The organism is Variovorax sp. UC122_21 (assembly GCF_044056785.1).
Classification (GTDB): Bacteria; Pseudomonadota; Gammaproteobacteria; order Burkholderiales; family Burkholderiaceae_C; genus Variovorax.
In genome coordinates, this window is sequence record NZ_CP172003.1 from 1,758,443 (window position 1) to 1,775,932 (window position 17,490).

18 protein-coding genes are annotated in these 17,490 nt (G+C 70.3%); 9 read left to right on the forward strand and 9 right to left on the reverse strand.

Annotated features, from left to right (window positions below; translation table 11 throughout):
- Positions 1 to 5: 5 nt before the first annotated feature.
- Positions 6 to 977 carry a Bug family tripartite tricarboxylate transporter substrate binding protein gene (locus tag ACHMXE_RS09065; RefSeq protein WP_395345774.1) on the forward strand — a complete coding sequence of 324 codons (972 nt, stop codon included), beginning with the start codon at positions 6 to 8 and terminating at the stop codon, positions 975 to 977.
- 2 nt (positions 978 to 979) lie between these two features.
- Positions 980 to 1,345: a chorismate mutase gene (locus ACHMXE_RS09070; protein WP_395345775.1), complete on the forward strand. Its 366-nt coding sequence runs from the start codon at positions 980 to 982 to the stop codon at positions 1,343 to 1,345.
- On the opposite strand, the gene ACHMXE_RS09075 is transcribed toward ACHMXE_RS09070, so the two are convergent.
- Positions 1,317 to 2,051 carry an SDR family oxidoreductase gene (locus ACHMXE_RS09075; RefSeq protein WP_395345776.1) on the reverse strand — a complete coding sequence of 245 codons (735 nt, stop codon included), beginning with the start codon at positions 2,049 to 2,051 and terminating at the stop codon, positions 1,317 to 1,319. The two genes, ACHMXE_RS09070 and ACHMXE_RS09075, sit on opposite strands and share 29 nt — an antisense overlap.
- Before the next feature lie 37 nt (positions 2,052 to 2,088).
- The gene (locus ACHMXE_RS09080; protein WP_209545598.1) at positions 2,089 to 2,343 is read right to left on the reverse strand and encodes an Atu4866 domain-containing protein; all 255 of its coding nucleotides are present in this window, start codon (positions 2,341 to 2,343) and stop codon (positions 2,089 to 2,091) included.
- A gap of 307 nt (positions 2,344 to 2,650) precedes the next feature.
- Between ACHMXE_RS09080 and ACHMXE_RS09085 the strand changes: the two genes are divergently transcribed.
- Both ACHMXE_RS09085 and ACHMXE_RS09090 read left to right on the forward strand, forming a co-directional pair.
- Positions 2,651 to 3,460: a LysR family transcriptional regulator gene (locus ACHMXE_RS09085; protein WP_395345777.1), complete on the forward strand. Its 810-nt coding sequence runs from the start codon at positions 2,651 to 2,653 to the stop codon at positions 3,458 to 3,460.
- A gap of 81 nt (positions 3,461 to 3,541) precedes the next feature.
- The gene (locus tag ACHMXE_RS09090) at positions 3,542 to 4,090 is read left to right on the forward strand and encodes a TetR family transcriptional regulator (RefSeq protein ID WP_209545597.1); all 549 of its coding nucleotides are present in this window, start codon (positions 3,542 to 3,544) and stop codon (positions 4,088 to 4,090) included.
- Positions 4,091 to 4,099: 9 nt separating this feature from the next.
- On the opposite strand, the gene ACHMXE_RS09095 is transcribed toward ACHMXE_RS09090, so the two are convergent.
- Positions 4,100 to 4,957, reverse strand: a complete 858-nt coding sequence (locus ACHMXE_RS09095) for a LysR family transcriptional regulator (protein WP_395345778.1) — start codon at positions 4,955 to 4,957, stop codon at positions 4,100 to 4,102.
- Between the two features lie 117 nt (positions 4,958 to 5,074).
- Between ACHMXE_RS09095 and ACHMXE_RS09100 the strand changes: the two genes are divergently transcribed.
- The 4 genes from ACHMXE_RS09100 to ACHMXE_RS09115 all read left to right on the forward strand — a co-directional run bounded on the left by ACHMXE_RS09100 (position 5,075) and on the right by ACHMXE_RS09115 (position 9,530).
- Entirely contained in the window at positions 5,075 to 5,647 is a 573-nt protein-coding gene (locus ACHMXE_RS09100; RefSeq protein ID WP_395345779.1) for a hypothetical protein, read from the forward strand.
- A gap of 32 nt (positions 5,648 to 5,679) precedes the next feature.
- Positions 5,680 to 6,477, forward strand: coding sequence for a helix-turn-helix domain-containing protein (locus ACHMXE_RS09105; protein WP_395345780.1), 798 nt, complete (start codon positions 5,680 to 5,682; stop codon positions 6,475 to 6,477).
- 88 nt (positions 6,478 to 6,565) lie between these two features.
- The gene (locus ACHMXE_RS09110; protein ID WP_395345781.1) at positions 6,566 to 9,124 is read left to right on the forward strand and encodes a penicillin acylase family protein; all 2,559 of its coding nucleotides are present in this window, start codon (positions 6,566 to 6,568) and stop codon (positions 9,122 to 9,124) included.
- A gap of 202 nt (positions 9,125 to 9,326) precedes the next feature.
- Positions 9,327 to 9,530, forward strand: coding sequence for a type II toxin-antitoxin system Phd/YefM family antitoxin (locus ACHMXE_RS09115; protein WP_203207785.1), 204 nt, complete (start codon positions 9,327 to 9,329; stop codon positions 9,528 to 9,530).
- 23 nt (positions 9,531 to 9,553) lie between these two features.
- On the opposite strand, the gene ACHMXE_RS09120 is transcribed toward ACHMXE_RS09115, so the two are convergent.
- Genes ACHMXE_RS09120 through ACHMXE_RS09135 form a run of 4 tightly spaced genes read right to left on the reverse strand, consistent with a single transcriptional unit; the run spans position 9,554 to position 14,982 of the window.
- Positions 9,554 to 11,272 (reverse strand): tannase/feruloyl esterase family alpha/beta hydrolase, encoded by a 1,719-nt coding sequence (locus ACHMXE_RS09120; RefSeq protein ID WP_395345782.1) that lies wholly within the window; start codon positions 11,270 to 11,272, stop codon positions 9,554 to 9,556.
- Between the two features lie 41 nt (positions 11,273 to 11,313).
- On the reverse strand, positions 11,314 to 12,123 hold the full coding sequence (locus ACHMXE_RS09125) for an enoyl-CoA hydratase/isomerase family protein (RefSeq protein ID WP_395345783.1): 810 nt from the start codon (positions 12,121 to 12,123) through the stop codon (positions 11,314 to 11,316).
- A complete protein-coding gene (locus ACHMXE_RS09130; RefSeq protein ID WP_395345784.1) occupies positions 12,120 to 13,964 on the reverse strand; it encodes an AMP-binding protein in 1,845 nt (614 codons plus the stop codon). Before ACHMXE_RS09130 ends, ACHMXE_RS09125 begins: the two co-directional genes overlap by 4 nt.
- 37 nt (positions 13,965 to 14,001) lie before the next feature.
- Positions 14,002 to 14,982 (reverse strand): Bug family tripartite tricarboxylate transporter substrate binding protein, encoded by a 981-nt coding sequence (locus ACHMXE_RS09135; protein ID WP_395345785.1) that lies wholly within the window; start codon positions 14,980 to 14,982, stop codon positions 14,002 to 14,004.
- A 147-nt stretch (positions 14,983 to 15,129) separates the two neighbouring features.
- On the opposite strand from ACHMXE_RS09135, the gene ACHMXE_RS09140 reads away from it, so the two are divergent.
- Positions 15,130 to 15,915 carry a LuxR C-terminal-related transcriptional regulator gene (locus ACHMXE_RS09140; protein WP_395345786.1) on the forward strand — a complete coding sequence of 262 codons (786 nt, stop codon included), beginning with the start codon at positions 15,130 to 15,132 and terminating at the stop codon, positions 15,913 to 15,915.
- Here ACHMXE_RS09140 and ACHMXE_RS09145 read toward each other — a convergent pair.
- Positions 15,912 to 16,526 (reverse strand): DUF4337 domain-containing protein, encoded by a 615-nt coding sequence (locus tag ACHMXE_RS09145; protein WP_395345787.1) that lies wholly within the window; start codon positions 16,524 to 16,526, stop codon positions 15,912 to 15,914. The two genes, ACHMXE_RS09140 and ACHMXE_RS09145, sit on opposite strands and share 4 nt — an antisense overlap.
- A gap of 150 nt (positions 16,527 to 16,676) precedes the next feature.
- On the reverse strand, positions 16,677 to 17,489 hold the full coding sequence (locus tag ACHMXE_RS09150) for an IclR family transcriptional regulator (RefSeq protein WP_395345788.1): 813 nt from the start codon (positions 17,487 to 17,489) through the stop codon (positions 16,677 to 16,679).
- Position 17,490: the final 1 nt, after the last annotated feature.

Here is a 17,490-nt window from a genome sequence, read left to right on the forward strand (position 1 = left end):
AGCCCATGTCCACGTTCGCATCGAGTCGCCGCAGTCTCGTCAACGCACTCGCCTGCCTGGCGCTCGCGGCACCGTTCGCCGAGGCGACGGCCCAGCAGACGGTGCGCGTCGTCGTGCCCTTCGCGGCGGGCAGTTCGACCGACCAGCTGGCGCGGCAACTGACCGAGGCCTTGCGCGAGGTCAACGGCAACCGCTACCTCGTCGAGAACAAGCCGGGCGCGAGCGGCATCATCGGCTCGTCCGACGTCCACAAGGCGGTGCCGGACGGCACCACGCTGCTCATGACCACCGGTGGCCACGCCACCAATGCCGTGCTGTACGAGAAGCTGCCCTACGACTCGCTCAAGGGCTTCACGCCGATCTCGCAGCTCACGGTGACCGCCGGTTTCCTGCTGATGGTGCCGGCCGCCTCGCCGTACCGAACGCTCGAGGAACTGGTGGCCGCCGCCAAGGCCGGTCCGGGAACGATCAGCTATGGCTCCGCGGGGAACGGCAACACGACCCATCTGGTGGGCGCCCTGTTCGAGAAGGCGGCGGGCATCAAGCTGATCCACGTCCCCTACAAGAGCACGCCGATGAACGACCTCATCGCGGGGCACATCGACCTGCTGTTCTGGGGCTCGGGCTTCGCGACGCCGATCATCCAGCAGGGCAAGGCGCGCGCGCTCGCGCTGGCCGGGGACAGGCGCTTGGACGAACTGCCCGAGGTGCCGACGCTCGGCGAGAAGGGCTTGCGCGGTGTCGACGTTCCGGCCTGGGCCGGGTTGTTCGGTCCTCCGGGCATGTCGGCGGAAACGGCCGACAGGATCCAGCGCGAGGTGGCGAAGGCGATGCGCAGCCCGACCTTCGTGAAAGCCTTCAACACGCCCGGCACCTTCAAGCTGGCATCGACGCCCGCCCAGTTCGGCGACTCGCTGGGCAAGGAGATCGTGCGGCTGCGCCGCGACATCGCGCCGCTGGGCATCCGGATGGACTAGCCATGCACGACGTGGAAGCCGAACTCGCGCGGCTTCGCGGCGAGATCGATGCCATCGATGAACAGGTGGGCGCCTTGCTCGCGCATCGGTTCGCCAGGACCGATGCGCTCGGTGCCTTCAAGGCGCTGGCTGGTGAGGCGGCCATCGATCCGCGACGCCAGTTGCAGCGCAAGCAGCTGCTCCACGAGATGGCCGCTCGGCATCGGTTGCCGCTGGATCTCGTCGTCGGCCTCTTCGACAGCATCAAGGAGGAAGTGGTGCGCCGCCATCGGGCGGCCGGATGCGGCGATCGCGCGCCGGACGCCCGAACGGCGCGCCCGGCGCGCGTCGAAGCGCCGCTCAATGCGCGCTGGCCGTGGGCCGAATGACGATCTCGCTCGTGTCCACGTCCTCGGGCTGCGAGATCGCGAAGTCGATGGCGCGCGCGATCGCCGATGCGCTGATCGCCACTTTCCTGAACTCCTTCATCTCGTCGCGGCCCTTCTGGTCCGAGATGGTGTCGGCGAGCTCCGATTCGGTCACGCCCGGGCTGATCGTCGTGACGCGGATGTCCTGGTGCTCCTGGCGCAGGCCCTCGGAGAGGGCCCAGACCGCGTACTTGGTCGCGCAATAGACGGCAGCCGTGGGCGAGACGGCGTGCGCCCCGATCGACGCGACGTTCACGACGTGGCCCGCGCCCTGCTTCTGCATCGTGGGCAGCACGGCGGCAATGCCGTGCAGCACGCCGCGGATGTTGACGTCGATCATCCGGTCCCACTCGTCGAGCTTGAGCGAGGCGAGCGGCGACAGCGGCATGACGCCGGCGTTGTTGACGATGACGTCGATGCGGCCGAAGCGCGCGATGGCGTGGTCCGCGAAGGCCTGCACGTCCTCGCGCCGCGTCACGTCGAGTGCGCGGGCCTCGGCGATGCCGCCGGCGGCGACGATGTCCGCGACGATCCGATCCAGCCGCTCGGTGCGCCGCGCGCCGAGCAGCACCGTGGCGCCGTTCTTCGCGAGCAGGCGCGCGGTGGCTTCGCCGATGCCGCTGCTGGCGCCGGTGATGAGGATAACCTTGGAAGTCTTTGCGTTCATGGTGGGTTCTTTCTATGGATGGAAACGAGGGTTCGGGTCATCGGGTGCCGGTGGGCGCGACGCGCCGGAGCACCATCCCGCCGTGGTGCAGCACGCCGTCGATGAAGTCGCCGTCGGCCGTGAAGCCCGTGTCGTCGACGTACTCGATGTGGTTGCCTTCGATGACGTAGCGGCCGCGGTAGGCGCTCTCGCGGCTGCCGCGCGCCTCGTCGTAGCGGCCGTTGGGCAGCAGCTGATGGCGCACGTGGCCGTCGCCGGTCACCCACATGCCGAGATAGGGATGCGTTGTCATGTCCGATTCCTTGGAAGATCGAGCCTGGGCTCGGTGGGGGGCGGCGAGGGCCGTGCCAAGGGCCAGGAGCCCGAGGCTCAGCAGACCGCGCCGCGTGGGTTTCCGGCGCTTGCAGGCCGCTGGAGAAGGGGTGGTTTGTGAAGTCATGGGCTCACTTTAGGAAGGCGCGGCGGTTAAGAGAACTCCCCGATCGCTGACTGCGCCGGTTAGCATTGCTAACCAATGAATGCCGACTTCAACCTGCTGCGCTTCTTCCTCGCGGTCGCGAAGGAGCAGAACTTCCCGCGCCGCCGCGGACCATCTGGGCGTGACGCGTTCGGCCGTCAGCCAGGGCATCCGCCGGCTCGAGGACAGCCTGGGCATCGCGCTGGTCCAGCGCTCGACGCGCCACGTGCGCCTGACCGAGGCGGGCGAAGCGCTGCACCGGCAGATCGCCGAGCCGCTGTCGACGGTGGGCGCGGCGCTGGAAGAGGCCGCGGTCGAGGGCCCCTCGCGCGGCGTGTTGCGGGTCGCGGTGACCTCGATCGCCGAGCGCTTTCTCTCGGGCCCGCTGATCAGCAGTTTCGCGGCGGCCCATCCCGGCGTCACGCTCGACGTGACCGTGACCGACGACGAGTCGGACATCGTCGCCGCGGGCTTCGATGCCGGCGTGCGGCTGGGCGAGGTCATCGAGCAGGACATGGTGGCCGTTCCGCTCACCGGCCCGCAGCGCCAGATGGTCGTGGCGAGCCCGGCCTACCTGGCCGCGCACGGCGTGCCGACGCATCCGCGCGAGCTGCTCGCGCACTGCTGCATCGGATGGCGGCGCTCGCCCAAGGAAGCGCCGTACCGCTGGGAGTTCCGCGAGGCCGGGCGCGACTTCGCGCTGACGGTGGAACCGAGGATCACCACCAACGACATGCTGCTGATGATCCGCACCGCGCTGGCGGACACCGGCATCACGATCGGCATGGAGGAGACCTTCCGGCCCTACATCGATCGTGGCGAACTGGTCTCGGTGCTCGACGATTTCCTGCCGAGCTTCGCGGGCTTCTTCCTGTACTTTCCGAGCCGAAGGAACCAGCCGCGCAAGCTGCGCGCGCTGGTCGATCACGTGAAGTCGTTCGCGCAGCGCTGAGCGCGGCGGGCATCGGCCGGTTTTGTACCGATTCGAACGGAAGTCGACTGCTTCGGTCGGACGCTGCGCTAGACTGCCGCGATGCTCAGGCCCACCAAGTCCCAGATGAACGCCCGGATCGTCGATTGCGCCGCCGGACTGTTCGCCAAGCATGGCTTCGAGAACACCTCGCTGCAGCAGATCGCCGATGCGATCGGCTATTCGAAGACCGGACTGCTCTACCGCTATCCGAGCAAGAAGGCGATCTACGAGGCGGGCTTCCAGGCCGGTCGCGACCATGTGACGGCGCTGCTGGCCAGCGTCGAAGGCATGCGCCCCGGCATCCGGCGCGACCGCACCGTCGTCGCCTCCTATGTCGACTTCACTTTCGAATGGCCGGGCGTGTCGGCTTTCGCCAACCGGCTCTCGGGTAGCGAGGAGAGCACCGAGCCGCAGCTGATGGAGATCGCGCTGCTCATCTACCAGGCGCTCGGCACCGATCCGTTCAAGGCCAAGGCGCAGCGCATCGTGCGCATCACGCTCGCGTTCTCGGGACTCGGCATCGCGGCGATCTCGGCCGTTCGGCTGGGTCGGCAGAAGGAATGGCGCGACGACATCATCGCGTCGGCGATGAACGCGCTGGGCCACTGAGCACGGTCGCTAGAGCGTCGGCAATGTCGCTCGCAGGTGATCGGCGAATGCCGCCGCCATGGCCGTCGCGGGCTCGAGGCTGAATTCCACCGCCAGCCCGATCGTGGGAAGCACGGGCAGCAAGTCGCCGGTCTCCAGGATCTGCAGGTCCGGCGGCACGGCGGATCGGGTGAGCACCGCGATCGCCTGGCCCGAGCGCACGATGGCCAGCAGGCCCGAGATGCTGGCGCTGGCATAGGCCAGCCGATAGCTGCGCCGGGCGGCATCGAGCTGCTCGCAGGCGACGCGATGGTCCAGCGTGTCGGGGTCGGACAGCGCGAGCTGCAGCGGCTCGCGGGCCGCCGCGACGTCCTGCTGCAGGCCGACCCACACCAGCGGCTCATGGCGGATCACCGACAGCCTGCCGCCCATGCCGAGCGTGGAGACCAGCGCGAGGTCGAGCGCGTGCTTCCTGAGCTGGTCGTCGAGCCGGGCGGTCGGCGCGCAGAACACCTCGACACGCACCTCGGGATGCCGGTCCGCGAAGCCGCGCAGGATCTGCGGCAGAAAGGCGACCGCGTAGTCCTCGGGGCAACCGAAGCGCAACGTGCCCGACAGCGTCGCGCCCGAGATCTCGGCCAGTGCCGCATCGTGATGCTGGAGGATGGTGCGCGCATGGCCCAGCAGGCGTTCGCCGTGCAGCGTGGGCACGACGCCCCGCCCGGTGCGATGCAGCAGCGGCTGGTTCAGCGTCTCCTCGAGCTTCTTGACCTGCATGCTCACCGCGGCCTGCGTGCGGCCGATACGGGCCGCGGCCTGGCCCAGCGTGCGGGCCTGCGCGATCGCCACGAAGGTGCGCAGCAGGTCGATGTCGAGATGGCGGTTCAAGGCATGGCGATTTCTGGGGTGCGCGATTTTCGTACCGATTCGGTCTGATTGCAACCACGTTGGTCTGATCGGCCACGGACGCAACCGGCGCTGATAGCTGAAATAAGAAATATTGGCTTGGCGCGGGCTCCCCGCGTTCCTAGACTTCGCGGCCTCGAACAAAGGGAGCTCTCCATGTCTTGCGGCGTCGATTCCGCCTTCTGGGCCGATACCCGCCAGCACCTGATCCGGTACGGCCGCGCCGGCGTGATGCTCGGCATCGAGGGCGACGCGCCCGACATCCTCTCGCTGTCGAAAGCGCTCAGCGTCGAGCTGCCGCTGGCGGCATTGCTGACACCGCGGCGCTGCGCGACCGACCGTCATGCCGGTGGCTTCTTCTTCCTGCCTCGCGCGGATGGCGAGATGGCCGCGGTAGCGCCGCGACAGCTCGAACTGGCCGGTTGCGCCGATGCCTGGCCCGACGGCGGCCTGCACGCCTTGCGGCAATCGTTCGAGCGCGACGATGCCGGTGACGCACCGGCGCGCGGGTTGCTGCTGGGCATAGAGATCGTGCGGGAACGCGAACGCGCGATGCTGGGCCTGCGCATGGATGTCGTCGTGCTGCGTGGCCCGCAGGGCGTGCCGGCGAGCGAGGCGGAGGCCGAGTTCGGCACCAGGCTGTTGAAGCAGGCCACCGAGCACGGCGCGTAGCCGCGAGACCGCTCGTTTCATTCGCCATGGGCATGCAGAACTACCTCCATCTCTGGGACGATCGCTTCCTCTACATCACGCCGGCCATTCGCTCGGGCCTGACGGCGCGGCCCTCGGCCACGCTGCTGGTGTCGGCCAGCGGGCGGCCCTTCGCGCTCGAGGGGATGGACGGGACGCGGGTGCGCTGCACCGCGGCACTGGTGGCGCCGCATGTGCCGCGCCGGCTCGATGTCGACGGCAGCGGCCTGCTCTCGCTGAACATGGAGCCCTCGTCCAGCGTGGCGCGCATGCTCGACGGCGTGCAGGGCGATCGCGGCATCCAGGTCATCGATGCGCAATGCTTCGGCCGCCTGCGCGAGCGCTTCGAGGCCGCATTGCAGGGCGAACTGCGCGACAGCCAGTTGCGCGAACTCAGCACGCGCATGGTCGAGGCCGTGGCCGGCCGTCCGCTGGGCAACCTGCCGCTCGATCCGCGCATCGAGCGCGTGCTGGAGCGCGCGCGCACCCATGTCGGCCCGCTGCCGCTGCGCGAGCTGGCGGCCGAGGCCTGCCTCTCGCCCGACCGGCTGACGCATCTCTTTCGCGAGCAACTGGGGCTGTCGATCAAGCGCTACCTGCTGTGGACCAAGGTGCGGCGCACGGTGCAGCAGCTCGCGAGTCGCCGCAGCCCGCTGGCGGAGATCGCGCACCAGGGCGGCTTCACGGACATGGCCCACATGAGCCGCACCTACCAGCGCTGCTTCGGCCTGGTGCCTTCCTTTCTCGCCAACGGCGCGCAGGTGCAGGTGCGCGCCGACGTCGGCGCGTTGCACACCTGGGGTCCACCCTGAGCAAGACGGCCGGTGCGTACAACGGGCACGCGCCTGCCGTCCTTAACCTCCTCGGCACTCCCCAGCGGAGTGATTCACAGGAGACACGATGAGACAACGACAACCCTGGCGCGCCACGCGGCCGCTCGGCCTGCTGGCCATCGCGGCCGCGCTCGCCGCATGCGGCGGCGGTGGGGGCAACAACGGCTTTTCCTTCGCCGGCACCGCACCGTCCGTACCCGGCAACCCGGCGCCTCCGAGCGCCGGCGCTCCCGCCTTCAAGGCCGAGATCCGCCGCACGGCGATGGGCGTGCCGCACATCAAGGCGGCCGACTGGGGCGGCGTGGGCTACGGCTATGGCTATGCGCAGGCGCAGGACAACCTCTGCACCATGGCCGATGCCTTCCTCACCTACCGCGGCGAGCGGTCGAAGAACTTCGGCGCCGATGCGCTGCTCGTGTACCCGGGAACGATCGGCCGGCCGAAGAACATCGAATCCGATTTCTTCCACAAGCACGTGTTCTCGGGCGAGGCGGTCGACGCCTTCGCGCAGGCGCAGCCCGACAAGCTGAAGAAGCTGGTCGAAGGCTTCGCGGCGGGCTACAGCCGCTACGTGCGCGACCTGAAGGCCGGCGGCGAAGCGGGCGCGCATGCGGCCTGCCGCGGCGAGGCCTGGGTGGCTCCGATCACGTCGGGCGATATCTGGCGCCGTCTCTACGCGGCCAACCTCACGGCCGGCTACGGCAATTTCGTGACGCAGATCGCCAGTGCGCTCGCGCCCGCATCGACGGCCGGACAGGCGCAGGCATCGGCGCGCGCATTGCGCCGCACGCCGGGCACGCAACTCGCCGCGCTGCGCGCGCAGCCCCCGAAGGCGCCCGCCCTGGAGGTCGGCGGCAAGCATGGCGTGGGCAGCAACATGTACGCCTTCGGTACCGCGGGAACGGGCGACGACAGCGCGCTGCAGTTCGGCAACCCGCACTGGTACTGGCGCGGCCCCGACCGCTTCTACCAGGCCCAGCTCACCATCCCCGGCGAGCTCGATGTGAGCGGAGCGTCCTTTCTGGGCGTGCCGCTGATCCTGATCGGCTTCAACCAGAACGTCGCCTGGAGCCACACCGTCTCGGCCGCGCGGCGCTTCGGCTTCTACGAGCTCACGCTGGCCGAGGGCGACCCGACCAGCTATCTGCGCGACGGCAAGGCGGTGAAGATGAAGCCCAGCACCCTCACGGTCGAGGTCAAGGGCGGCCCCGCGCAAACCCGCACGCTCTACAAGAGCGAGTACGGCCCGCTCGTCAACCTCGCGGGCATGAGCCCCGCGCTGGCCTGGAGCCCGCGCACGGCCTTCGCGATCCGCGACATCAACGCCGACAACTTCCGCGCCTTCCGGACCTGGCTGCGCTGGGACCAGGCGAAGTCGCTCGACGAGTTCATCGCCATCCAGCGCGAGGAGGCGGCGATCCCGTGGGTCAACACCACCGCCGTGGGCCGTGGCAGCGCCAAGGCCTGGTATGCCGACATCACGGCCGCACCGAACGTCTCGCCGCAGCAGTCCGAGCGCTGCACCACGGCCGTGGGCAAGTTGCTGGCCACCGCGCTGGAGCGCGTGCCGGTCTTCGACGGATCGCGCAGCGAGTGCGACTGGCAGACCGACCCCGACTCGGTGCAGAAGGGTGCCGTCGGACCTTCGCGCATGCCCAGCCTGCTGCGCGACGACTACGTGGCCAACATGAACGCCAGCGCCTGGCTCACCAACCCGAACGAGCGGCTCACCGGCTATCCGGCCATTTTCGGGGGCGTCGAGACCGGGTTCACCCACCGCTCTCGCCTCGGCCACCTGATGGCGCAGGCACGCCTGAGCGGCACCGATGGCTATGCGGGCAAGACGGCCACCGCCGCGACGGTGCGGCAGATGGTGCTCGACAGCCGCGTCTACACCGCGGAGCGCTTCAAGGCGCAGGTGCTGGCGCTGGTGTGCGCGGTGCCGCGCATCGACGTGGCGGCCGCCAACGACCCCTATCTGGGCGACACGCCCGCGGGCACCGTCCGGACCGCCGAGGCCTGTGCCGCGCTGCGTGCCTGGGACGACACCGACAACATCGATGCGCGCGGCGCGCACGTCTGGGACGAGTTCTGGGGCCGCGTGGAGAACGCGATTCCCAAGACCGATCTCTATGCCGTGCCCTTCTCCACCGAGGACCCGCTCAACACGCCGCGCGAGATCCGGGCCAGCGCGGCCGATGCCTTGCGCCAGGTTTTCGGCGCCGCGCTGATGCGCATCGAGGCCAGCCCCTACCCGGTGAACGCGCCGCGCGGCGACTACCTGTTCGTCACGCGCAACGGCCGCAGGATTCCGCTGTTCGGCGGCATGAGCGACCTCACGGGCGTCTTCACCACGACCGCCACCTTCAACCGGCTCGATCGCGGCGGTTACAACCTGGACGGCGACTCGGTCATCGCCAACAGCTACATGCAGATCGTTCGCTTTCCGGCCGGCAAGGTGGAGGCCGACACCTTCCTGACCTATTCGCTCTCGGACGACCCGGCTTCGGCGCACCACGCCGACTACACGAGGGCCTACAGCGCCAAGCAATGGCTGCGCGTGCCCTACACGGAGGCGGAGATCGCGGCCGACCCGGCGTACAAGGCCGTGGCCGTGAGCGAGTAGGCGGGCGAGCGGGGGCCGCTACCGGTGCGCAGAGGTGTCGATGACCCGACCTTTCCTGCAACCGGATGGCCATTTCGCCTACTTCGCCCGGCGGCGGCACGGCCGGATAAGAACCGTGCCGGCCACCGCCGTCGGGTGATCGGACTCCACGGGCGGTACGCATCAGCTCACAGGGTCGGCGTTTCGAAGAGAGGATGTCCCCATGAGCTATCGCCACCTGTCATTGAAGCTGGACGAGGCCGTTCCCGGCCATTTCCGCTGGATCATCGCCTCGGACGGCAACCCGAAGTCGGTCGCCGTCAGCGACGAGGACTTCGACCAATGGATCGACGCGCTGGAGGACGGCATGCGCGCGATGTGCGACCGGACGCCGGACGACGAGCCCGACGTCGACGCGCACCGCTAGCCACCTGTCCCTCACCGGCGCGGTCAGCGCACGCAACTGAAGCTGCTGGCGCGATCGACGTCACCGGTCCCGTCGTAGCGCGGCCAGGCCGGGTACTCGCACAGCGGGCGGGTGCGGCCGTTGTTGCCGGCGTTGGCATCCGTCACCGTGAGCCCGGAAGGCGCCACGCCCTGCTCGACCCAGCGTTCGAGCGCATCGACCGAGTCGAAGCGCACGTCGTAGGCGCCGCTGCCATGCCCGTAGCCGGGCACCTCGTAGTACTTGAGGAAGGCACCGACCCGCTCGCTGCCCATCGCCGCGACGGCGCGCCGATAAAACTCCTCGGACGAGCCCGCTGGAATCAGCGGATCGGCCATGCCGTGCACGATCAGCACCTTGCCGCCCTTGTTCGCGAACGCGCTGAGGTCGGGATCGATGTCCAGCCGCGACGAGATGTAGCGCAGCCGCTGCTGGACGTAGCCGTTGGCATCGACGGCGAACAGGAAGGGGTCGTAGCTGGCATCGCGGTAGACCATGTACTTCACGAAGGACTCGCCGATGTAGGTGGCGAACGCCATGTCGAAGCGCGAGGGCGTGGCCGGTGCGCTGCTGCCCATCGCGGGAATGAGGCCGCCGTTGAAGATGTTGAGCGCGGCGTAGCCGTCGGTGCCGTTGGCCAGCAGGTAGGGCAGCTTCAGCGGCGTGGCATAGGCACGGAAGCCGCCGATCTGCGCCATCGACAGGCAGCCGTCGCCGGTGTCGGCGCCGCCTGGGCAGGCGAGGGTCGCGGGATCGAAGGCGCAGGCCGAGACCTTGGAGATCACGCCATCGGTCGCGCCATCGAGCGCGTCGCAGGCCGCGACCACCGAGCGGGTCAGCAGCTGCTGCTTGGCCGGGTTCGACCAGGCGCCGGGCGCGGCGAGCGCCTTCGAGGTGATCGCGTAGTTGGTCAGCATGCCCGTCAGCGACCAGGCGGGGAAATAGGCGATGACACCGTCGTAGAGCGCGGGCCAGCGGTCCGCGACGTAGAGCGCCTCGCGGCCGCCGCCGGAGCCGCCGGCGGCATAGGTGCGCACGGGCGCCGCGCCGTAGCGCCGCGCGATCAGCTTCAGCGCGACGTCGCGCGTCTTGCGCAGCTGGTCGCCGAAGTAGTTCTCGAGCGCCTCGTCGTTGAGCGCGAAGCTGGCCTCGGCGGCGTTGCCGCTGTGGCCCGAATCGCTGCCGAAGGCGGCATAGCCGCGCGCCAGCGGCGTGGCGAGGCCCGAGGCGCCGGGCGCATTGCCGTTGCCCGCGATCACGCTGCCGTCGTAGCCGCCGCCGGTGAGCTGCATGGCCTTGCGGTTCCAGGCGGTCGGCAGGGCCAGGTCGAACTGGATCGGGGGTGCGCTGGCGTCGACCGGTGCGATCGATCCGGTGACGCGGCAGTACTCGCCGACCGCGGTCGATCCGCTGCCCGCCGGCGCGATGAGCGTGGTGCTGGAGACCACGGCGCCCGAAGTCGGCAACGCGATGTCGGCGGCGGGGATGCCGAGTCCGTTCAGGGCGGCGCAGGCTTCGGCCGCGCTCGGCGCGGGTGCGGGAGGCGGTGCGGGCGTATTGGAGGCCGGCGCGGGCGCGGGTGCGAGGCCCGAAGCCACCGGGGCGAATCCGCTGCCTCCGCCGCCGCCACCGCATCCGGCCTGCACCGCGAGCGCGATGACCGAGGCCGCGAGCGAGATCCTTCGCTTCGAAACCTTCGTCGTGGGGGTGTAGCTCTCGTTCATCTCGTCGTCTCCTGCATCTGCGTTGGAAATCTCTGTCGGCCTCATCGCCCGCGATAGACGGGCGGGCGCTTCTCCATGAAGGCACGCGGCCCTTCGCGCGCGTCCTCGCTGGCGAACACCATGGCCTTGGCCCGGTTCTCGAGCGCGAAGCCTTCGGCGAGCGACAGCCCGCTCGCGGCGCGCGCGGTGCGCTTGATCGCCTGCAGCGCGAGCGGCCCGTTGCGCGCGATGCGTTCGGCCAGCGCGCGTGCCTCGGCCATCAGCGCCGGGCCGGGCACCACGCGGTTGACCAGGCCGATCTCGCGCGCTCGCGCCGCGTCGATGGGCTCGCCGGTGAACATCAGTTCCATGGCCAGCGGCCACGGCAGCTGCCGCGGCAGCCGCACCATCGAGCCCGCGAAGGGAATCAGCGCGCGCGTGGCCTCGGGCAGGCCGAACCGGGCGTGCTCGGCCGCGATGCGCAGGTCCGTGCCGAGCATCAGCTCGAAGCCCGCGGCCAGGCACACGCCGTTGATGGCGGCGATCACGGGCTTGTCGAGTTCGAAGTCGCGCAACCCCGAGGCCGCGAGCACCTTCGGGTCGGACAGCAGGCGCCGGTCCCACTCGTCCTCTGGCGCGCGGGCCCCGCTCATCAGCGGCAGCGTGAGCGACAGGTCGCCGCCCGCGCAGAAGGCGCGCTCGCCGGTCGCCGTGACGATGGCCACGCGCAAGGCGTCGTCGGCCGCGAAGCGCATCACCGCATCCGCGAGCAGGCACAGCATGCGCGGCGTCAGCGCGTGGTGCGTGGCGGGCGCGTCGAGCGTGATGGTGGCGATCGCGCCGTCGATGTCGAGGCGCACCGGCGGGCTCATGCGCCGCCTCCGGCGCGCTCGTCGATCTCGTACGGGATCGCGAAGGCGCGCATGAGCGCGTGCAGGCGTTCGGCGTCGGGCATCGCATCGTCCGTGCCGCGCCGGCGGAAGCGCGCCTGCAGTCCGCGCGCGCTGTCCTCCACCGCGACGGCCACGCCATCGAGCAGGCCGGCGTCGCGCAGGCGCTGCGTCAAGGCGTGCTCGCAGGCCAGGGCCCGCAGCCGCGGCTTGTAGACCTTGCCGACGGCGGTCAACGGGATCGCCGCGAGGATCTCGATGCGCTTGGGGAACGCGGGCCGCTCCGGAATGCGCGCGTTGGCGAAGGCCGAGAGCGCCTCGGCATCGACCCGCGAACCGGGCCGCAGCGACACGTAGGCCACCGGCAGTTCGCCCGCGTACTCGTCGGGCTCGCCCACGGCAGCGGCCAGTTCGACCTCGGGATGCTGGAGCAGCGCCGCCTCGATCACCTGCGGATCGATGTTGTGGCTGCTGCGGATGATCAGGTCCTTGGCGCGTCCGGTCACGAACACGCGGCGCTGCGCATCGACATGGCCGATGTCGCCGGTGATCAGCCAGCCGTCCTCGAAGGTGCCGGCGTTGCGGTGCGCTTCGGTGTAGCCGGGGCCCACGTTGGGGCCACGCAGGCGCAGCACGCCGCTTTCGCCCGGCGCGCAGTCGCGGCCGTCGTGCGCCACGGCCTTGACCTCGGTGAACGGCAGCGGAATGCCGCAGGAGCCGTGGACGCGCGGCGCGAGGAAGGGTTCGATGCTGACCACGCCCGCGCACTCGGTCATGCCGAGGATGTTGCGCACCGGAATGCCGAACTTCCGCTCGAAGGCGCTGGCCAGTTCGTTGGGCAGCGGCGAGCCGCCGGTGAGCAGGGCGCGGACGCGGGCGTGGTCCGCGGGTTCGGCCTCGAGGCCGAGCAGCGTCGCGATCACGGTCGGCACCGTGGCCAGCAGGCTGACGTCGTGCTGCCGCACGACGCTCCAGTAGCGCCTCATCAATGCCGTGTTGCGCAATCCGAGCAGGGTCGGCAGCACGATGCGCGCGCCGCTCAGCAGCGCCGAGAAGCCGTAGACGAAGGAGCCGGCGACATGGAACAGCGGGAAGCCGTTGAGGATCACGTCGTCCTCGCGCATTGCATACAACTGGGCCGCGCTCCAGGCGGCGTGCAGCTGGTTGCGATGCGTGTGCTGCGCGAGCTTGGGCGCGCCGGTCGTGCCTCCGGTGTGGAAGAGGGCGGCCAGTCCGTTGGCGGATCGCGTGGAGGGCGCGGGTGGCGCATCCGCCGGCATCCGCGACAGGGCCGTGTCGAAGTCGATCGCGCCCGGCGCCCCGCCGACGGCGAGCACCTGGCGCAGCGCGGGGCAGGCGTCGGCCAGCGTTGCGGCACGCGACCAGATGTCGAGCTCGGGATGCGGGCCCAGCGCCACCAGGATGTTCGCGCGCGAGGCCCGCACGAGTTCGGCCAGGTGCGCGGCGTCGAGCAGGTAGTTGATCGGGCAGACGATGCCCGCGGTCTCGGCGCCCAGCAGCGTCAGCCAGGCCTGCGGAATGGCCGGCAGCAGCATCGCGACGCGCGGCGTCTCGCCGGGTACGAGGCTGGCGAAGAGATGCGCCGCGCGGCGGATGTCGGCGAGCAGTTCTGCGTACTGCCAGTGCCGCGGCGGCGTCGCGGGATCGGCGTCGAGCAGGTAGCTCAGCGCGATGCGCGCGGGATGCAGGGCGGCGACCTCGCACAGCGCGTCGTACACATGGCCGTGGGCCATGAAGGAGGCGTAGGGCCGCGCTTCGATGCGCGCGAGGTCCTCCGCATCGCGGATCCGGTGGTGTTGCATGGGTCGATGGGGCGCGGTCGGCGCCCGTTCCTTGTTCTCAGTCGCCGCGGAACCCGGAGGCCTTCACGACCGCGGCCCAGCGTGCCGCTTCCTCGCGCAGCATGCGGTCGGTGTCGGCGCGGCCCGCGCCGACGATGCTGAAGCCCGCTTCCACGAGCTTGGTGCGCGCGTCCTCGGGCTGGACGGCCTTCACGGACTCCACGCCGAGCAGGTCGAGGATCGCCGGCGGCGTGCCCTGGGGCGCCATGAGTGCGAACCAGGAGGAGATGTCGATCTTCGGATAGCCCGACTCCGCCATGGTCGGCACCTCGGGCAGCAGCGGCGAGCGCCGCGGCGCGGTGGTGGCGAGCGCGCGCATCTTGCCGCCCTTGATCTGGGCGTTGCCGAGCGCCGTGGAAACGAAGGCGGCCGAGACGTCGCCCGAGAGGATGGCCGTGACCGCGTCGCCCGTGCTCCGGTAGTGCACCGGCTCGACCTGGAAGCCGGCCGCTTCATCGAACAATTCGGCGCCGAAGTGGCCCGAGGTGCCGGCGCCGAAGGTGCCGAAGTTGAGCCGGCCGGTCTGCGCGCGCGCCGCCTTGACGAAGTCCGCCACCGTCCTGTGCGGCGAGTTCGCGGGCACGGCCAGCAGGAAGTCGACCCGCGCGACTTCGCTGATGCCGGTGAGCTCGCGGCTCGGCGCGTAGCCCAGCTTGCCGAAGGCGGCCGGCGCGATCGAGATCGAGCCGACCTCGCCGAGCAGCAGCGTGTAGCCGTCGGGCACGGCCTTGGCGACCGTCAGCGCCGCGATCTGCCCGCCGGCGCCGGGCTTGTTGTCGACCACCACCTGTTGCTTGAGCAGCTCGGACAGCCGGATCGCGAACAGCCGCGCCAGCACGTCGGGCGCCGTGCCGGGCGCATAGCCCACGGCCAGGCGGATCGGGCGGTCGGGATAGGCCTGCGCGCGGGCGGCGAGCGGCCATTGCGCGAGGGTGGGCACCAGGGAGGCGGCGAGCAGGGCGCGGCGTGAGAGCGTCATGGGGGATTCCTTTGGCCGCCAGTGTCGCGATGGGGGACTTTTCGTCTGTCCCCTGCGATGTAGACAGGGCGCGCCCTGACGGGGAAAACCCGATGCGGCCGGAAGGCGGCACGCCGATAGGCTCCGTGCATCCCACCGGCCGTGTCCATGCAGCTCATCCCCCTCTCGCCCGCCATGCCCGCGCTCGCCACCAGCGCGGACGGACGCGCCGTCGATGCCATGGCGGGACTGATCGCCTGCATCGGCGCCCACGGCTTCGCCAACGACGCGCTGGCGCAGCTCAACCGCTGGCTGCCGGTCTCATGGCTGTCGGTGTTCCGGCTGTCCGACCATGCGCCGCCGCGCATGCCGGCGTCGGGCAGCTACCGCGCGCCCGACGGCACTGCGGAATCGTGGGAGGTGTACCGGTCGTCGCTCTACCGGCAGGACCAGACCTTCCTCGCGGCGCGCGAGCAGATCGGCCAGGCCCGCTGCACGCTCGTGCACTGGCATGCGAAGGAGATTCCCGCGGCGCACCGCGAGCGCATCTACACGCGGCACGGCCTGCGCGAGCGGCTTTCGGTGGTCTGCAAGGACAAGGACGACGGCCTGCTGGCGATCAACCTCTACCGGCACGAGAGCCTGCCGCTCTTCACGGGCGAGGAGATCGAGTGGGTCGGCATGGGCGCGCCGATCCTGACCTCGTGCGTGCAGCGCCACCTCGATCTCGCCGGCGCGCGCGAGCAATCCTTCGATGCCCGGCTGTCGGCGCTCACGCGCCGGGAGCGCGAGGTCTGCGAGCGCATGCTCAAGGGCTGGACCTACGAAGGCATCGCCAACGACCTCGGCATTTCCGCCGGAACGGTCAAGACGTTCAGGGACCGGGCCTTCGATCGCCTGGGCATCCACCACCGCAACGAACTGTTCGCGCTGGTGCTGGTGAACACGCCCTAGATGTGCAGCGCGGCCAGCGCGCCGATCGCGATGCCGGCGAGCGCCACGCCATACATGGCGCGCTCGAGCCACTTCCTGCGCGTCAGCAGCGCGATCGCCGCGAGCGCGATCGACACCTGCAGCACCGTGGTGGCCTGCGCCCAGCGGTGGTGCTGGTGCATCTGTTCCTCGGAGGAGGCATCCCAGCGGACGGACTCTTCCTCGAGCTTCTTCGCCGCGGCCTGGATCTCGCCCTTCTCCTGCTCGTAGCGCGCGACCTTGACCTGCCAGCCCTGGCGGCGGACGTCATCGGTGGCGGTGTCGCGCGCGAACTCGGCCAGCGCCTGCTTGGTGCTCTTCGACTGGAAGTAATTCCACTGGTTCGAGGCCTCGGTCTTCTTGATGGCCGCGTTGTTCTTGTAGAGCCCGGCGTTGGCCTGCGTGGCACCGCCCATGTACGCGAAGATCGCGCCGATGGTGGCGATGGCCGCTGTGCACACGGCGATCTTGCCCGTGACGCTCATGCCGGCGCCTTCGGCCGCATCGCCGTGGCCATGGCCGTGGCCGCCGGTGGCGGCGTGTTCGAGTTCGTGGTCGTGCGGGCCGTGCACGTGAAATCCGTGTCCTGACATGGGGTCCTTTGTTTTCAGAAAGATCTGGACGGCGCGGGAGTATGCACGGGCGAGGCGCGGTTGCGGGCTTGGGGAAAGTCCTGTCGGCTGGGGCTTTCGGTGTTGCGCCGGCGTTGCGCCGGTCGCCGGGTATGCAGGGCGGCCGTGCCTTCAGCAGTCCAGGCGCAGCCACTGCGCCGCACCCAATGTCTTGCGGATGTCCTGGCGTGCGCGCGCAAGGAGCTCGGCCAGCAGCGCGGTTCGCTCGGTGCTCATGCGTGCGTTGGCCGCCGCCAGCGTGACGGCGCCCACCACCTGGCCGAGGCTGTCGAGAAACGCCATGCCCAGCGCGGTCACGCCCGGGTTGACGCGGTTGCGAATCACGGCCACGCCCGTGCGCACGGCATCGGCCACCGATGCTTCCACCTGCGCGCCTGGAAAGCCCCATTGGCGTTCGATCCGCGGCGTCACCCGGCCGAGGATGGGCCGCCGCTCGTCCTCCTCGAGGGCGGACAGGATGGCGAGTCCGCCGGCGCCCCAGCCCAGGGGCCTGCGGCTGCCGATCTGGAGCGTGACGACGCGCAGGGCCGTCGGGCCCTCCGCGAGGTCGAGGCAGACGGCTTCGTCGCCGCTGCGCAGGATCAGGTAGGAGGTCTCCTCGGCATCCCGGGCCAGGCGCTCGAGCGCCGGACGCAGCTGCGCGCGGATGTCGAACTGCTGCGCCGCGGCCAGCCCGAGTTCGTAGGCGAGCGGCCCGATGACGTAGTGGCGCGTCTCCTCGATCCGCATCGCCAGCCGTTCGTCGAGCAACTGGGACAGCAGCCGGTGGATGCTGCTGTTGGGCAGGCCGGTGGCCTTGGCCAGGTCGGTCAGGGCCATGCCGCGCCGGCCCGCCGTGGCCAGCAGCCGCAGCACCGCGGCGGCGCGCTGCAGCGAACCCTCGCGGCCCGCCTTGGCATCGGATGGGGCGGCCCGCTGCGCCATC

Excerpts from the sequence above, each read along its gene's own strand:
- ACHMXE_RS09065 (WP_395345774.1), top strand. The coding sequence starts at position 6 with ATGTCCACGTTCGCATCGAGTCGCCGCAGTCTCGTCAACGCACTCGCC.
- ACHMXE_RS09070 (WP_395345775.1), top strand. The coding sequence starts at position 980 with ATGCACGACGTGGAAGCCGAACTCGCGCGGCTTCGCGGCGAGATCGAT.
- ACHMXE_RS09075 (WP_395345776.1), bottom strand. The coding sequence starts at position 2,051 with ATGAACGCAAAGACTTCCAAGGTTATCCTCATCACCGGCGCCAGCAGC.
- ACHMXE_RS09080 (WP_209545598.1), bottom strand. The coding sequence starts at position 2,343 with ATGACAACGCATCCCTATCTCGGCATGTGGGTGACCGGCGACGGCCAC.
- ACHMXE_RS09090 (WP_209545597.1), top strand. The coding sequence starts at position 3,542 with ATGCTCAGGCCCACCAAGTCCCAGATGAACGCCCGGATCGTCGATTGC.
- ACHMXE_RS09105 (WP_395345780.1), top strand. The coding sequence starts at position 5,680 with ATGCAGAACTACCTCCATCTCTGGGACGATCGCTTCCTCTACATCACG.
- ACHMXE_RS09110 (WP_395345781.1), top strand. The coding sequence starts at position 6,566 with ATGAGACAACGACAACCCTGGCGCGCCACGCGGCCGCTCGGCCTGCTG.
- ACHMXE_RS09115 (WP_203207785.1), top strand. The coding sequence starts at position 9,327 with ATGAGCTATCGCCACCTGTCATTGAAGCTGGACGAGGCCGTTCCCGGC.
- ACHMXE_RS09120 (WP_395345782.1), bottom strand. The coding sequence starts at position 11,272 with ATGAACGAGAGCTACACCCCCACGACGAAGGTTTCGAAGCGAAGGATC.
- ACHMXE_RS09125 (WP_395345783.1), bottom strand. The coding sequence starts at position 12,123 with ATGAGCCCGCCGGTGCGCCTCGACATCGACGGCGCGATCGCCACCATC.
- ACHMXE_RS09130 (WP_395345784.1), bottom strand. The coding sequence starts at position 13,964 with ATGCAACACCACCGGATCCGCGATGCGGAGGACCTCGCGCGCATCGAA.
- ACHMXE_RS09135 (WP_395345785.1), bottom strand. The coding sequence starts at position 14,982 with ATGACGCTCTCACGCCGCGCCCTGCTCGCCGCCTCCCTGGTGCCCACC.
- ACHMXE_RS09140 (WP_395345786.1), top strand. The coding sequence starts at position 15,130 with ATGCAGCTCATCCCCCTCTCGCCCGCCATGCCCGCGCTCGCCACCAGC.
- ACHMXE_RS09145 (WP_395345787.1), bottom strand. The coding sequence starts at position 16,526 with ATGTCAGGACACGGATTTCACGTGCACGGCCCGCACGACCACGAACTC.
- ACHMXE_RS09150 (WP_395345788.1), bottom strand. The coding sequence starts at position 17,489 with ATGGCGCAGCGGGCCGCCCCATCCGATGCCAAGGCGGGCCGCGAGGGT.